The organism is Clostridioides sp. ZZV15-6388, from assembly GCF_020657755.1.
Taxonomy (GTDB): Bacteria; Bacillota; Clostridia; order Peptostreptococcales; family Peptostreptococcaceae; genus Clostridioides.
Map to the genome: position 1 here is coordinate 53,622 of NZ_JAGWCU010000021.1, position 13,697 is coordinate 67,318.

At 27.7% G+C, this 13,697-nt stretch carries 16 protein-coding genes and 1 pseudogene; 7 read left to right on the forward strand and 10 right to left on the reverse strand.

The window, feature by feature from the left end; genetic code table 11:
* Positions 1-32: 32 nt before the first annotated feature.
* Both KGF48_RS13220 and KGF48_RS13225 read left to right on the forward strand, forming a co-directional pair.
* On the forward strand, positions 33-614 hold the full coding sequence (locus tag KGF48_RS13220) for a TerD family protein (RefSeq protein WP_227868129.1): 582 nt from the start codon (positions 33-35) through the stop codon (positions 612-614).
* 929 nt (positions 615-1,543) lie between these two features.
* Positions 1,544-1,861: a hypothetical protein gene (locus tag KGF48_RS13225; protein ID WP_227868130.1), complete on the forward strand. Its 318-nt coding sequence runs from the start codon at positions 1,544-1,546 to the stop codon at positions 1,859-1,861.
* A gap of 191 nt (positions 1,862-2,052) precedes the next feature.
* Here KGF48_RS13225 and KGF48_RS20710 read toward each other — a convergent pair whose 3' ends face one another.
* From KGF48_RS20710 to KGF48_RS13255, 7 genes and pseudogenes are all read right to left on the reverse strand, one after another.
* On the reverse strand, positions 2,053-2,304 hold the full coding sequence (locus KGF48_RS20710; protein ID WP_413894810.1) for a cell wall-binding repeat-containing protein: 252 nt from the start codon (positions 2,302-2,304) through the stop codon (positions 2,053-2,055).
* Between the two features lie 207 nt (positions 2,305-2,511).
* Complete coding sequence (locus KGF48_RS13235; RefSeq protein WP_227828531.1) at positions 2,512-3,078, reverse strand: hypothetical protein; 567 nt, start codon at positions 3,076-3,078, stop codon at positions 2,512-2,514.
* 441 nt (positions 3,079-3,519) lie between these two features.
* Positions 3,520-3,738: a hypothetical protein gene (locus KGF48_RS13240; RefSeq protein WP_227840385.1), complete on the reverse strand. Its 219-nt coding sequence runs from the start codon at positions 3,736-3,738 to the stop codon at positions 3,520-3,522.
* A gap of 18 nt (positions 3,739-3,756) precedes the next feature.
* On the reverse strand, positions 3,757-4,512 hold the full coding sequence (locus KGF48_RS13245) for a DUF1835 domain-containing protein (protein WP_227868131.1): 756 nt from the start codon (positions 4,510-4,512) through the stop codon (positions 3,757-3,759).
* A gap of 382 nt (positions 4,513-4,894) precedes the next feature.
* Positions 4,895-5,020: pseudogene (locus KGF48_RS20355) on the reverse strand (ORF6C domain-containing protein); the annotation flags it as partial.
* Between the two features lie 49 nt (positions 5,021-5,069).
* Complete coding sequence (locus KGF48_RS20360) at positions 5,070-5,267, reverse strand: ORF6C domain-containing protein (protein ID WP_413894761.1); 198 nt, start codon at positions 5,265-5,267, stop codon at positions 5,070-5,072.
* A 170-nt stretch (positions 5,268-5,437) separates the two neighbouring features.
* Positions 5,438-5,596 carry an ORF6N domain-containing protein gene (locus KGF48_RS13255; protein ID WP_227841680.1) on the reverse strand — a complete coding sequence of 53 codons (159 nt, stop codon included), beginning with the start codon at positions 5,594-5,596 and terminating at the stop codon, positions 5,438-5,440.
* Positions 5,597-6,488: 892 nt separating this feature from the next.
* Here KGF48_RS13255 and KGF48_RS20715 point away from each other — a divergent pair.
* Both KGF48_RS20715 and KGF48_RS20720 read left to right on the forward strand, forming a co-directional pair.
* Positions 6,489-6,650 carry an agmatine deiminase family protein gene (locus KGF48_RS20715; RefSeq protein WP_227840391.1) on the forward strand — a complete coding sequence of 54 codons (162 nt, stop codon included), beginning with the start codon at positions 6,489-6,491 and terminating at the stop codon, positions 6,648-6,650.
* Between the two features lie 202 nt (positions 6,651-6,852).
* Positions 6,853-7,017 carry an agmatine deiminase family protein gene (locus KGF48_RS20720; protein ID WP_227868133.1) on the forward strand — a complete coding sequence of 55 codons (165 nt, stop codon included), beginning with the start codon at positions 6,853-6,855 and terminating at the stop codon, positions 7,015-7,017.
* 529 nt (positions 7,018-7,546) lie between these two features.
* Here KGF48_RS20720 and KGF48_RS13270 read toward each other — a convergent pair.
* Complete coding sequence (locus KGF48_RS13270; protein ID WP_227840388.1) at positions 7,547-8,134, reverse strand: LysE family transporter; 588 nt, start codon at positions 8,132-8,134, stop codon at positions 7,547-7,549.
* Between the two features lie 107 nt (positions 8,135-8,241).
* Here KGF48_RS13270 and KGF48_RS13275 point away from each other — a divergent pair, with 107 nt between their 5' ends.
* Positions 8,242-9,129 (forward strand): LysR family transcriptional regulator, encoded by an 888-nt coding sequence (locus KGF48_RS13275; protein ID WP_227828528.1) that lies wholly within the window; start codon positions 8,242-8,244, stop codon positions 9,127-9,129.
* Positions 9,130-9,254: 125 nt separating this feature from the next.
* Here the strand turns inward: KGF48_RS13275 and KGF48_RS13280 are convergent, their stop codons facing one another.
* The gene (locus KGF48_RS13280) at positions 9,255-10,160 is read right to left on the reverse strand and encodes a LysR family transcriptional regulator (protein WP_227828527.1); all 906 of its coding nucleotides are present in this window, start codon (positions 10,158-10,160) and stop codon (positions 9,255-9,257) included.
* Between the two features lie 127 nt (positions 10,161-10,287).
* On the opposite strand from KGF48_RS13280, the gene KGF48_RS13285 reads away from it, so the two are divergent.
* Complete coding sequence (locus KGF48_RS13285) at positions 10,288-11,919, forward strand: FAD-dependent oxidoreductase (RefSeq protein WP_227828526.1); 1,632 nt, start codon at positions 10,288-10,290, stop codon at positions 11,917-11,919.
* A gap of 2 nt (positions 11,920-11,921) precedes the next feature.
* Positions 11,922-12,869, forward strand: coding sequence for a 4Fe-4S dicluster domain-containing protein (locus KGF48_RS13290; RefSeq protein WP_227828525.1), 948 nt, complete (start codon positions 11,922-11,924; stop codon positions 12,867-12,869).
* A gap of 422 nt (positions 12,870-13,291) precedes the next feature.
* Here the strand turns inward: KGF48_RS13290 and KGF48_RS13295 are convergent, their stop codons facing one another.
* Positions 13,292-13,555: a DUF1883 domain-containing protein gene (locus tag KGF48_RS13295; protein WP_227828524.1), complete on the reverse strand. Its 264-nt coding sequence runs from the start codon at positions 13,553-13,555 to the stop codon at positions 13,292-13,294.
* Positions 13,556-13,697 lie beyond the last annotated feature (142 nt).

Sequence of the window (13,697 nt, forward strand, 5' to 3'; positions counted from 1 at the left end):
TAATAAAAAATTTATAAAAGGAGTTGTTTTAAATGGGTATAACTTTAGCAAAGGGACAAAAAGTAAGTTTAACAAAAACTAACCCAGGTCTTAAAAAAGTAATGGTAGGATTAGGATGGGATACTAATAAATATGATGGTGGTTTTGATTTTGATTTAGATGCTTCTGCATTTTTAACTGGAGCTGATGGTAAGGTAACAAATGATGGAGATTTCATATTCTATAATAATTTAAAACATGCTTCTGGAGCAGTTGAATACATGGGAGATAATAGAACAGGAGTTGGAGATGGTGATGATGAGCAAATAAGTGTTGACCTATCTAAAATACCACAAAACATTGCAAAGATATCATTCACTGTTACTATAAATGAAGCTGCTACAAGAAGACAAAACTTTGGACAAGTTGAAAATTCATATATAAGAATTTATAATGAAGAAACTAATGAAGAGCTTATCAAATATGAATTAGGTGAAGATTTTAGTATAGAAACAGCAATAGTGGTTGCAGAGTTATATAAACATAACGAAGAATGGAAATTCAATGCCTTAGGTTCTGGTTTTGAAGATGGTCTTGCAGGATTATGTGGAAATTTTGGTGTTAATATAGGCTAATAAGTAATTTAAAATAAAAAGGATATTTTTAAATTATATTAAATTGATTTGTTAATTTAAAAAAAATACAAGTATTTAAAAAGTTTTCAAAATACTCTTTGACCATATAATACTTAGTAAAAAAATAGAAATGTGCTATTAGCACAACTCTAATAAGTATGTTTTCTGTTTTTAAGATTTGTCGTAGGATATTTACGTATTCTACGGCTTTCTTATGCGTAAATCTTATCAACAAAATTAAAGTACAAATATCCAATTTACCACAAATACAGTATCCTCATTCAGAATAATCCACTTAGAGTTGTCTTGGTCTTTTTTGTAGCTGTAGTAGAATTGTGAAAACCATACTTTCTACGTATTTGCTGAGTATCTAATCTTGCTGATGGTATCTTTCGTATTATCCTACAAACTCGTCTTCTTAGATTAAATGTTAGTAGAGTACCATAACCTTCTCATTTTGCTGTAATATTAAAATAACTCTTTCCTTTTGTTTTCGTATTCATGTTTTATTGTGTCAAAATTTTTATCATATTCCTATTTTAAAATATAGTCACTAATCTACCTCATAAATCACGATTTTAGAAAATGGTGAAAAAAATGAGAAGATAAATTATACATAAGTTACTTTGATAAAAATAAGGAGAACAAAAAGCAAGTGGCATTCCTTTGACAGAATCCTATCAGGATGAACAATATATCACTACTTTTCTTCCAAAGCCTAAATTGAAATTTTCTAATACAGCTATAACATGTCTTATGTTTTAGTATGATAATTTTCGTTCGTTTTATTATTACAACTTATACTATAGTTTTATTTGCTTTGTTAATATTTGTAATATTTTAGACACTCTTTATACTTATGTTACTGATATACTTTGATTAAGAAAAGTAAATATAAATAGAGTATATTATAAAGGAGATAATGTTATATGGATTTTTGGAACAATACACTTTTAAGTATAGGCGTAATATTTACAATAGGAACTACAATAAGATATTTAATTAAAGGTAAAGATAATTATTGTAAGAAAAAATATTTAGATAAGTTAGAGTTGAAGTATGGAAATATAGATAGAGAAAAAGCTATTAAACTAGAACTATTTTTTAACTATTTAATAAGTTTAGAATACATAATAATGGGTTTATTAATAAGAAAATTTGATACTGCAATAATATCAGTGATATTGGTATCTATTATAACACTAGTATCTTATTATTTAGTTAGAAAGAAATATATAACTCTGTAAGAACTAATAAGATTGATTAAATTAAGAAAAGAAGGTAACAACTAACTCTAGTTGCTACTTTCTAGTCTATTTAACTAAGTTTTCTATTTCACTAAAAGCTTTTTCATTTCCATTTCCTCTAATTTGAGTTATATATCTAAATTCTTTCTTATTTATTAAACTATTCTAGATATCTCTTATATCATCTCCAACTAATATACAGGTGATTCTGTCTTACCTGTAAGAACTCCTACTGATAAAGCATCAACTAAATCATTTTCCCTATTTTCTCCATTTTTTACAATATATAAATTATCTAAAACGCCATTATCATAAAAATAATCTATTACTTTTGAATTAGTTTCTGTTCTATCTTCTCCAGCTATTTTAATTACAGATGGAAGTTTATCTTCAATATCTTTATTAAATAAACTATCTCTACCCTCTACATATGATTTTGATATATCTTAATTGTCAATTAATTCTTCTATTGCTTTCATATCATCATTTTGATTAAGTTGCTCTGGTATAAAACTTATTAAATTATCCATTTTTATTCCCTCTAAAGTATAAAACTCAACTTAAACAGTCAATATCCTTCAAAAATTATTCCACAGTTTACAAAATAATACAAACTTTCACTAAAAAAAGAACTCTTGTTATTGAGTTCTTTAATACGCTTTTATGGGTATCCTAAATTCTTTTGTTTCCATATTATCAGCTGATAATACTACTTCTATATACGCTTCTTTTTTAAGCATAACACAATTTTTAAAATTAAATTGTTCTATTCTAAAATTTATTCCTTTATGAATTGTAGTATTATCTTTTGGGTGCCATCTAAGTTCTTTATTTATTTGTTCAAAATTATTATTTTCTCCAATATCTACTTCCATATTAATAAATTTCAAACTTAATATAGGGCTTTTTGCAACAATAGTACTTTTATTTTCTATTACAAAATCAACTAAGTTGTTACTATGAATTTCGGCATAAACATTAGATTTATCATCTATCTTATTTGAATTAAGTCTAATATATCCATTACCATTTTCATAATAATCACCAGCCATATTATTCTCATTATTTCTTCTATATTTTAATATCAATTTGGCTTGTTTATTAGATTCCATAAAAGCCATAATTGATATAATTAAGGCTGCTATTGCTGCAAATGATGCAATTACAGAAATTATATTTACATAGTTACCAAGAAATTCATTAAACTGATTGAGCATATCTTTTTCTCCTTAAAAACATTCCTTTATCTTATTATAGTTGTATAATATTTTTTACATTTATTTTTAATTTATTACACAAACTTCTTGTATAAAAAAAGACCACCTATAAAGATGATTCTCTAGACTAAGTATCTATGTTTTTGTTTATACTCTGTAACAGCATCATTTCATGCATCTTGCTCTCTTATTCCCTTTTCTCTAGCAATTCTTTGTGCTATCTTTCTAACTAATTCAGCACTTTTTAATATTCCTATACTAACCACTTCCTTATCTCTATTCTACATTATACCATATAATAAAGAATAAAGCTAATTCCTATTAAGTTCTGTTACTCTGTTTCATAAATTCAAAAACTTAATCTCATAACATATTTAACATTCTCATTTTAATTTATTGTATAAAAAAAGGCCACCTACTAAGATGACCTTTTAACTTAATCTATTTTTTATCTTTACACCACTTCTTATTGGTATCATCTTTTATGTAAGTTCTAACTATTTCGCCACAGTCTAAACATAAGTCAGAATATGTTTTTGAGACCTTAGATGAAAATCTTGTATTATATTCTAAGCCAGTTCTATATATAACAAACCCTGATTCACTGACTGTAGAAATACCTTGCTCTATATTCTCACTACCACAATTAGGGAATTTCATATTTATACCTCCAAATAATTAAATTTTTCTTATCTCATTATCAGAATAAAAATCATATTTACTTCCTTTTATTTCTATTATTTTTAACTTTGATAACTCCACTATCCTCCAAAGTATAAACCAATCTTTTACACGCATTTCATCTTCAAACATACATTCTGCAACAACTCCAATTAAAGGTTGACATTTATCACTGATATTTTTTAGTATATATTTATCAAAATAAGTTTCTTCAACACTTTTAATTTCTTCCCCTACTAAGGCTCTAAGAGCAGCATTTTCTTTAACTAATATATCCCATTTATTTTTAATTTCTAACTTTTCATTAAAGCTAATTTCTAGTGCTTTATCTAAAAAGAATGGAAAATCTTCTGGAGCTATTTCACTAGTAAATGAATATTTAGTCAAACCGTCTTCTGTCTTTTTTTCATCTATTAATACAATTTTTATATTTTTATCTTGAAGCTTACTCACTACATAATATAACCCACACAAATCTTTTGGATTATTTGCACACCATATTATTGTATCTCTATGTTTTACTAATTTTCTATCTTCTAGTAAATTTGCTTTAAATAATAATTTAGGATTGTTTTCAAAATCCTTTCTAATTTTAAAAATATTTTCTCTTAATTCATGATTATTTACATCTGAAATATCACCTATTGATAAATCATCTTCAAATGATACAATTTTATTATGTGGTATTAACTTTAGCTTCATTGCTTCTTTTAATAAATAACAACAAACATCATTAAAACATATATGCGCCATACAATTCACCTCTTTGTACAATTAATAATTTATTATTTATTTTATTATAATATATAGACTGTACTTATTAAACAATTCTAAACTTTTATAATCTTTCATTTTTCATATAAAAAAGACTAAATTTTAAATAACTTAGTCTTTTTTAACAGTGGATATATATTATTAATGGATCAAGTTCTAGGAATTGGACCTAGATTAAACACCAGTCCTTACATGGTTAGTGGGGTTACCAAACCCCATGCCTTTAGACTCTGAATTAAGATACAAAACTGTATGAGATTTTAATCTCATCAAGTATTAATACCTTTTGAACATAATTAGAATTGAACTAACAGTGTCCTCACGCCCTGCCTGTTCTGTTCACATAAGCTGTAGTAATACCTTAACTCTCTATTGATAACTGACTATTTAATAATCTTACTTCTTCTTCAAGAACTGTAGGCAATTTATAATTGTCTACTATTTCCAGTACTTTATCTAATTGACAACGCTTTATAGCTTTGTAACTATCTACTTTAAATTATCGCTTAATCTGATGATATATATCACTGTAAACTTTACCTTTTAGAGATTTTATCTTTATAAGACTTACTGCCATGACCATCAAGAGATTTTGTTGCTATTCTCTTAACATTTTTTACAATACTCTCACATTCAACATTAAATAGTGGTGCATCATCCATAAAGTTCTCTAATTTCTCATTAACACTCTCTATTTTAGTTTCTAAGTCAAATAATTCTGTAACTCTTTTGATGCACTTAAAAGAGGATTATTTAATTTTTTTCTCATAGAAAAATATCCATCAACTATCTTTTCATATTGCTCCTAAGCTTTATCAGCTTATAATATTTTTAATAGCTTTGAATAACCTCTTTCAGACAACAAATATATGTTATTTGCATTTGTATAAGATTGATTAGAGTATCACATTTCCAAACTCAGTGATTTTAAATAACTTAGTCGCTCAGAACTACTCACTAAAATATCTATACCATCTTTAAATCTTTTTATATTATTATTTATAAGTTCATTTACATGCTTAAGCTCTCTATTATGTATTTCAGCCATATCTTCTACTGACATTGCTTTCTTACCTTTTCATTTATAATCTATCTCTCCTTTTTCTTTTGAATAATTTATTTCAATTTATTTACAGTTCTCCAAAATCGGTTGCTATTATTAACAGCTCATATTACTCTAAGATTATACTAATTTATGAGGTGATTGTTTATGGACTATTATCCTATGCCAAAGTATTTAATAACTTTTTTAATTGCGATTTTTGTTTTTATTCCGATAAGTTCTATTTGTCAAAAGATATAAAAAAGTTTCAAATTAAAGAGATTTAAAAAGTTTCTTTTTTATTTATTTACATATTGTATTGGTTATTCAATTATTAGTTATTTATATTATTTTTTTACAATTTATGGTTAATATTAGGAGAATAAATTTATGACTGTATTTTCTTATTTGCAAGCATCAAATACATTTATCATTCTGTCTATAGTTTTAGGAATACTTATGACAATCAATGATAATAAAAAACAACTATTAAAATTTAAATTACTGAATTATTGTTTTTTTATATGTATGAGTATCTCTTATATTTTTTCTTTTTTAGTCTTTTTTCAAGATTTTAATTCAAATATATTAGAAATTATTGCTCATATTTTATCTATAATACTATTAATCGCTTGTAATAGAGTTTCGACTAAAAATGCTTTGAATACTAGTCTTTACACTTTACTAGCATTTTGGTTTAGCCCTCTATTTGCAATAATATTATTATTTTGGATACACAAACCTCACAAATATCTTAATAGTTAAACTTTTTATTTTTAGAAGGTAAAAAATATAATTGGTTAAATATACTTTGTACCTTCTAATTATTTTGTTTTAATTGATATGTCTATTGAATATAATATCAAAATGAGTTAGAGGGTATTTGGATTAAAATGACACAAACATTCCAGTCATCGATATCTCTGATTTCGTGCTTGAAGGTGGTTCCATTGAAATGGATGGTAATGGGACATTAATAGCAAGTCTTAGTTCTGTTGTCAGCAGAAACCAGAACCTTACTGTGAAGCAGGTCGAAAAATATCTTTTCCAGTATCTTAGTGTAACAAGTCACTGACAAGTACATCATCGATACACACATTGATGGAATTGCTCGCTTTCTTAATACTCACACTATTTTAACAGTGTCAAATGATGATTTTTTAGAGCTTTATGAAAACATCAACATGGATGATTATAGTACTATATAAAAGACCAAAAATACAAGTGGTGAAGCTTATGAAATTGTGTAACTCCCTCTAACTAAAAACATAAAAGAACTGGAGTACAAAGATTCTTACTTGAATTACTATATTAGAAATAAGGCGACACTTGTACCTGTATATGATGATGAAAATGATAGTGTTGCACTGGAAATCATATCAGAGCTTTACCCTAAAAGGAAAATTGCTCCAATCAAGGTGAACTCCCTTTTTCAATATTGAGGAATAATTCATTGTATAACACAGCAACAACCAGTGAGTAAATAGTAAAAGACTTGCTGTAATTTTGATATTGAAAAAATTGCAAAAGGTCTTGGCTTTGCAGTTAAAAGTTTTACCCGCGATTATGAGCAATTTACTGGAGTCTCGCCTTTTATCTGAATTTGAAAATTAACCAGATAATCTGCATAATCAAAAACCATGCTGCTGATTTTTAGGTCAGTAATATAGATTTTTGTCAGTCATAATACTGAACTTTCTTCCTTTGCTACTTAAAGACTCCTAAAGTCTTTCCTAGTAACACTCCTCTTAACTAATTTTTTTCTATATTTAAATTTAACACTTACTTAAGCTTATACTTTAGCTAAAATTAAACATCATAAAATAGCTATAAATATAATTAAAAAAAGAACCTTCTAAATCTACTTAAAGGCTCTAAAATAATTAGCTAATAGTATAAATCTAAAATTATGATTATAAAATTTAGAACGGTTAAACTTTCTAAATTTACTTACAATTTTTATGTAAAAAGTTATGCCCAAATTAACTTTAATGCACTCCAAACAAGTATCAGTGCCATAGTAATGTTAAACACCCTATAATATCTGTTGATATATTTTTTCAAAAATCCTCCTGCTAGAGCCCATGTTATGGTTCCAGAAATTCCTACAATAGAACTACAAATAGCAGTTACCAATAAAAATACAATCGACTTTGACACAGGAATTACATATCCCATATAAACAGTGATACCATACAAAATAATTTTGACATTGACAAATTGTAGAATAAATCCTGACCAAAAAGATTTTGTTTGTGTTTTATTTTCATCATTTGGTCTACTCTTCGCAACATGAATTGCCAAATAGATAATATATACAGCTCCTATGTATTTCATGGTATCAATTAATGTTGGAATAAACTTTGACAATCCAAAACATCCTAAAGCACATATAATCATAACACACACAAATCCAGCACTAATACCTATAATCATTGATTTTCCTTTTTGCCATCCATTATTACTTATTGTATTTAATGCAAGAATGTTATTTGGCCCTGGTGTAAAACCTGTTACAAAAGCATAAGGTAAAAAAGATAATAAAATTTCACTCAACACTTGTAATCACACTCCTTTTATATTATAATACTTTAAATTAAATATTTAAACAAATCGAAATATTTAAAGTTATACTTTAAAATTATTGAACTATACAGGAGGAAAACATGTATATTAAATACCTGCAAACTTTTAAGACTATTGTTGAAGAAGGTAGCTTTTCAAAAGCAGCAGACAAACTGAATTACACACAATCAACAATAACTTTCCAAGTACAACAGTTAGAACAGGAATTATCTGTACATCTTTTCGAAAAAATTGGAAGAAGGATGGTGTTGACTAAGATAGGAGAAAATCTAATCCCATATGTTAATGAAGTGCTCTCTTCATTTGATAAAATGAAAAACTTTGGTACAGACCTTTCTGAACTACGAGGGGATTTACATATTGCAATCGCCGAAACATTACTTTGTTATAAAATACCTACAATACTAAAACAGTTCCATGACCTTGCACCAAATGCTCGCTTGTTTCTTCGCTCAATGAATTGTTATGATATAAGAGATTCATTACTATCAGGAAGTATTGATTTGGGACTATTTTATCAAGACATTGGTGGAATTGGAAATTCTATTTATACCTATCCAGTTGGAGAATACTCACTTACATTAGTGTCTTCACCAAAGATAAAAAATCAGTTTCCAGATTTTATTACTCCAAATCAACAATTAAAAATACCATTTATAATAGATGAGAATAACTGCATTTTTAGACAGATATTTGAGACATATTTACGAGAAAAGGATATTACTTTAGACCATACAATTGAACTTTGGAGTATCCCAACAATTAAAAATTTAGTGAAAAATGATATGGGTATATCTTATCTCCCCACATTTACGATAGAAAGTGAAATTAAATCAGGAGATTTATGTGAAATTAAAACAGATTTAAGTAGTAAAACTATCACAGCTGTATGTGCACATCATAAGAATAGATGGATTAGCCCTCTTATGCAGTTATTTATTGATTTAGTTACTGCAAATGAAAAATAGTAAAACAATAAATATATAAAAAAAATAAATATGACATAATTAACCACTCAACTTCTCAATTTAAAACTTTGTAGTTATGAATATGCTTTAGATATGAAAAAGAAGGTAACAACTATACTTAGTTGCTACCTCCTAATCTTCTTTCTCATTTCTTTTTTCCCAAACTCTACTGAAATATCAAAAAATGATGATATATTCTCAGTAAAAAACTTATTTTTATGATATGCAATATCAAATGTTCTGCATAAGTTAATGCCTTCAATATCACAAGACCATAAAAGATTTTTCTTTAAGTAATCTTCAACAAGAAGTTCAGATATAACAGCAATACCAAAATTATCTGTAACTGCTCTCAGGATAGCTTCAGAATTATAACATGACCATCTAATATTCATTGGTATTTTTAATTCTTTCAATTGATTTTCTAGTTGCGCTCTTGTTCCACTTCCCAGTTCACGCATAATTAATGGCTGGTTTGAAAGCTCTGAGACTTTTACTGAATCTCGATTGTAAAATTTATGCTTATTGGAACATACAAGTACAAGATGGTCCTTAATAATGCTTTTTACCACAATATCTGGATGATTAATCTTACCTTCTACAATTGCAATATCTAATTCACTATTAAGTAATTTTTTTACAATTAAGCTTGTATCTTCAACAAACACTTCAGGTTCTACTAAAGGGTTTCTTTTATATAACTCTAATATTATTGGACTTATTACACAAGTACCGACAGTTACTGTTGCTCCAACTCTTATTCGAATATTTTTAGCACAATGTTTCATACAATCAATCATCTCTTCATTTATAGATAAAAGATGCTTTCCATATCCTAGAAGCTTTTTTCCTGCTTCAGTTAAGTATAGTTTTTTTGAAATTCTATCAAATAATTTAACTCCATACTCTTTTTCTATTTCCGAAATAGCTTGACTAACCGACGACTGCGTAATATACATATTTCTTGCAACTTCACTCATTTTACCACATTCAGCAACCCTTACAAATATCTCCAAGCTACGAATAGTCATATTATCACGACCTTACCAAATATTAGTAAATACTTATGATTTTATTAACATTTTAGTATTTTACAAATACATTGTCAAGAACTATAATTTTAGCATAGAGTTATAAAAAGGATTGGAGTGTGATATTGTGAAAGTATTAATTATAGGTGGAGTTGCTGCTGGAACAAAAACTGCTGCAAAAATAAAACGTGAAATGGGTGACAATTGTTCTGTTACAATCCTAAATAAAGGCGAACATATTTCTTATGCAGGCTGTGGCTTACCATATTATGTTGGTAAGGTTATTGAAGATAAATCTTCTCTAATTGTAAATACACCTGAAAGCTTTTCTAAACTAACAGGAGCAGAAGTTCGCTGTGGAGTTGAAGTTACATCTATTGATAGAAAATCAAAACAAGTAATTTTGAAAAAGATTTCAACAGGAGAAGAAGAAACTATCAGTTATGATAAACTTGTAATTGCCACAGGAGCAGACCCAATAAAACCACCAATACCTGGAATCGACTTATCTGGAGTATTCTTCATGCGTACTCCAAATGATGCGATAGCATTAAGAGATACTGTGGAAGATGGAGTCAAGAGAGCTGTTGTTATTGGTGGAGGCTTTATTGGTCTTGAAATTGCTGAAAATCTTTCTGCTATGGGCATACGTGTAAGTGTTATTGATATGGCTGAACATGTTATGCCTGGATTTGATACCGACTTTGCTGAATATGTTGAAAATCATATGGCTGATAAAGGTATCATGATTTTCACAGGCGACCAAGTTATAGGTATTGAAGGTGAAAATAAAGTAGAAAAACTTCGTACCAAAAATAGAGTTATTAAAACAGATTTAGTGGTTATGTCAGTTGGAATTCATCCTAATACAGCCTTTTTAAAGAATACGGATTTAGAATTTGCTCCAAATAAAACACTTATAGCAGATGAATTTATGCTTACAGCAGATGAAAATATATATGTAGTTGGAGATTGTGCTTATGTAAAAAATGCTTTGACAAATAAATCTACATGGTCACCTATGGGTTCATCTGCAAATCATGAAGGTAGAATTTGTGCTCAAAATATAGCCGGAAAATCTAAAACTTATAAAGGTGTTCTTGGAACAACTGTAGTCAAATTACCAGAGCTTAATGTAGGAAAAACAGGCTTAAGCAAAGAATCAGCTAAAAAAGAAGGTTATGATGTTTGCTCTGTTACTATAGCTACTGATGATAAGGCTCATTATTATCCTGGTGCATCTAATTTTATAATAAGAATGGTTGCTGAAAAACATACTAGAAAGTTATTAGGTGTTCAAGTTATGGGCCCTGGTGCAACTGATAAGATAGTAGATATAGCTGCTACTGCAATAACTTTAGGAGCAGATCTTTATTCATTAGAAAGTATGGACCTTGCATATGCACCACCTTTCTCAACAGCTATTCATCCTTTTGTAGTAGCAGTAAACGTGTTACAAAATAAACTCGATGGAGATCTTGATAGTGTTTTACTTGATGAAATTGAAGATTTTGATAGCTGGACTAAACTTGATGTTTCAAAAGTTCCTTCTATTCCTAACCTACGTTATTTACCAGTTGGTGAAATTAATGGAGAAATTGAAGGTCTTTCTAAAGATGAAAAGATTCTTCTTATATGTGCAAAAGGTAAAAATAGCTACATGGCTCAAAATCGTTTGAGACGTTTTGGTTATACAAATACAAAAGTCCTTGAAGGTGGAATACTATTTTATCCAAATCTTAAAGTAATGGAGGATTAATTATGAATAATATTACAGCAGAACAAAAAAAGGAATTAAAAGGTAGAGGTTTTTTACCAAGTAGGGATGGAGAACATTTTGCTGCACGTATAATAACTGTAAATGGTGTAATTAACACATCACAAACAAAAAAGATTGCTGAGGCTGCCGAAAAATTTGGAAATGGTCAAGTAGCATTTACTACTAGATTAACAGTAGAGTTACCTGGTGTAAAGTTTGAAGATATTGAAGCTTTAAGTGAATTCATTGCCAGTGAAAATTTAATCACAGGTGGAACAGGTTCAAGAGTTCGTCCTGTTGTAGCATGTAAAGGAACTGTTTGTGTTCATGGGTTAATTGACACACAAGCACTAGCTGCTGAAATTCATCAAGAATTTTATAAAGGTTGGTATGATGTAAAATTACCTCATAAATTTAAAATTGGTGTTGGTGGATGCCCTAATAATTGTATTAAACCTGACTTAAATGACCTCGGAATTGTCGGTCAACGTGTACCTGATTATGACCCTGAAATATGTGTTGGATGCAAAAAATGTTCTGTTATGGAAGTCTGTCCTGTCAAAGCAGCTAAATTAACAGATAAAGGAAAGCTTGAAATAGATAATAATTTATGTAATAACTGTGGTAAATGCATAGAAAGTTGTAATTTTGACAGTATTGAAGAAAAAGAATCTGGCTACAAAATATACATAGGAGGAAAATGGGGCAAATCTGTTCGCCCTGGAACACAAATTGATAAACTATTTTCAAAAGAGGAACTTATGACTTTAATTGAAAAAGCTCTTCTTTTATTTAGAGAACAAGGTAAAACAGGTGAACGTTTTGGAATTACTATTGACCGAATTGGTGTTGATAAATTTATAGAAATGCTTTTATCAGATTCTGTATTGGAAAGAAAACAAGCTATACTTGATGCTCCTTTACATCTTAAAGGTGGAGCTCAGTGTTAATAATACGTATTTTAAATTTAATTTTTAAAAGCATATTTAGTGTATATAAACAACCTATATAAAAATAATAGATTAGTTATATGCCAGATAGATATAGATACAAAGGATTTGTAAATATACATTCTTAATGCATCTTTATAAATCCTTTCTTTATCAAAACTGTATACTTATTTTATTCTAATTATATAAAAATATATAAGAACTAAAAAGAGTTAATAAAAGTAATAACCATTTTATATTCATATTTTTATTAACTTTATATACTTTATTAATGAATATATCTATATCAAATTCGTAATTATTGATTTAATTTATATTTATATATATTAACACTCTTTTCAATATTTGTTTATATAACTTTATATATAAACCATGACACAATAAAAAGACCTAGATATTAATCCAAGCCCTTTAGTATTAAATTAATTTTGAATTGTATTAATTGAAAAGTTTACTATACCACTATTTCCATTTTCATTTACAACCAGATACCAAGTTCCTGTATTAGGAACTTTCATTCTGCATGGAGTTTTCTTGGCAAATCCACCGTAGTAATCATAGTTTCTTTGATTTTTAAATTTAACATAATTTATATGATCTAATAATATCACATTAGCTTGTTTCTCCAAATTTACTTCTACAATATCTCCTTTTTTCAGATGCATCTTACTATAACTATATTCCATTTAATTAACCCTCCACAATTGAATAACTTTTCTCATTTATTACATATTAGTCCTCTATATCTGAAAATTTATTTAAAATATTATAAATACTATATAATTACATTCATTAATTCTTTTATTTTCTTATATATTTCTTTATAAT

What these genes read in the sequence shown, in the direction of transcription:
- KGF48_RS13255 (WP_227841680.1), bottom strand. Translation starts at nt 5,596, where the DNA reads ATGTCAGTAGAAGATATGGCTGAAATACATAATAGAGAGCTTAAGCAT.
- KGF48_RS13245 (WP_227868131.1), bottom strand. Translation starts at nt 4,512, where the DNA reads ATGGCGCATATATGTTTTAATGATGTTTGTTGTTATTTATTAAAAGAA.
- KGF48_RS13235 (WP_227828531.1), bottom strand. Translation starts at nt 3,078, where the DNA reads ATGCTCAATCAGTTTAATGAATTTCTTGGTAACTATGTAAATATAATT.
- KGF48_RS13225 (WP_227868130.1), top strand. Translation starts at nt 1,544, where the DNA reads ATGGATTTTTGGAACAATACACTTTTAAGTATAGGCGTAATATTTACA.
- KGF48_RS13275 (WP_227828528.1), top strand. Translation starts at nt 8,242, where the DNA reads ATGTATATTAAATACCTGCAAACTTTTAAGACTATTGTTGAAGAAGGT.
- KGF48_RS13295 (WP_227828524.1), bottom strand. Translation starts at nt 13,555, where the DNA reads ATGGAATATAGTTATAGTAAGATGCATCTGAAAAAAGGAGATATTGTA.
- KGF48_RS13290 (WP_227828525.1), top strand. Translation starts at nt 11,922, where the DNA reads ATGAATAATATTACAGCAGAACAAAAAAAGGAATTAAAAGGTAGAGGT.
- KGF48_RS13240 (WP_227840385.1), bottom strand. Translation starts at nt 3,738, where the DNA reads ATGAAATTCCCTAATTGTGGTAGTGAGAATATAGAGCAAGGTATTTCT.
- KGF48_RS13220 (WP_227868129.1), top strand. Translation starts at nt 33, where the DNA reads ATGGGTATAACTTTAGCAAAGGGACAAAAAGTAAGTTTAACAAAAACT.
- KGF48_RS13280 (WP_227828527.1), bottom strand. Translation starts at nt 10,160, where the DNA reads ATGACTATTCGTAGCTTGGAGATATTTGTAAGGGTTGCTGAATGTGGT.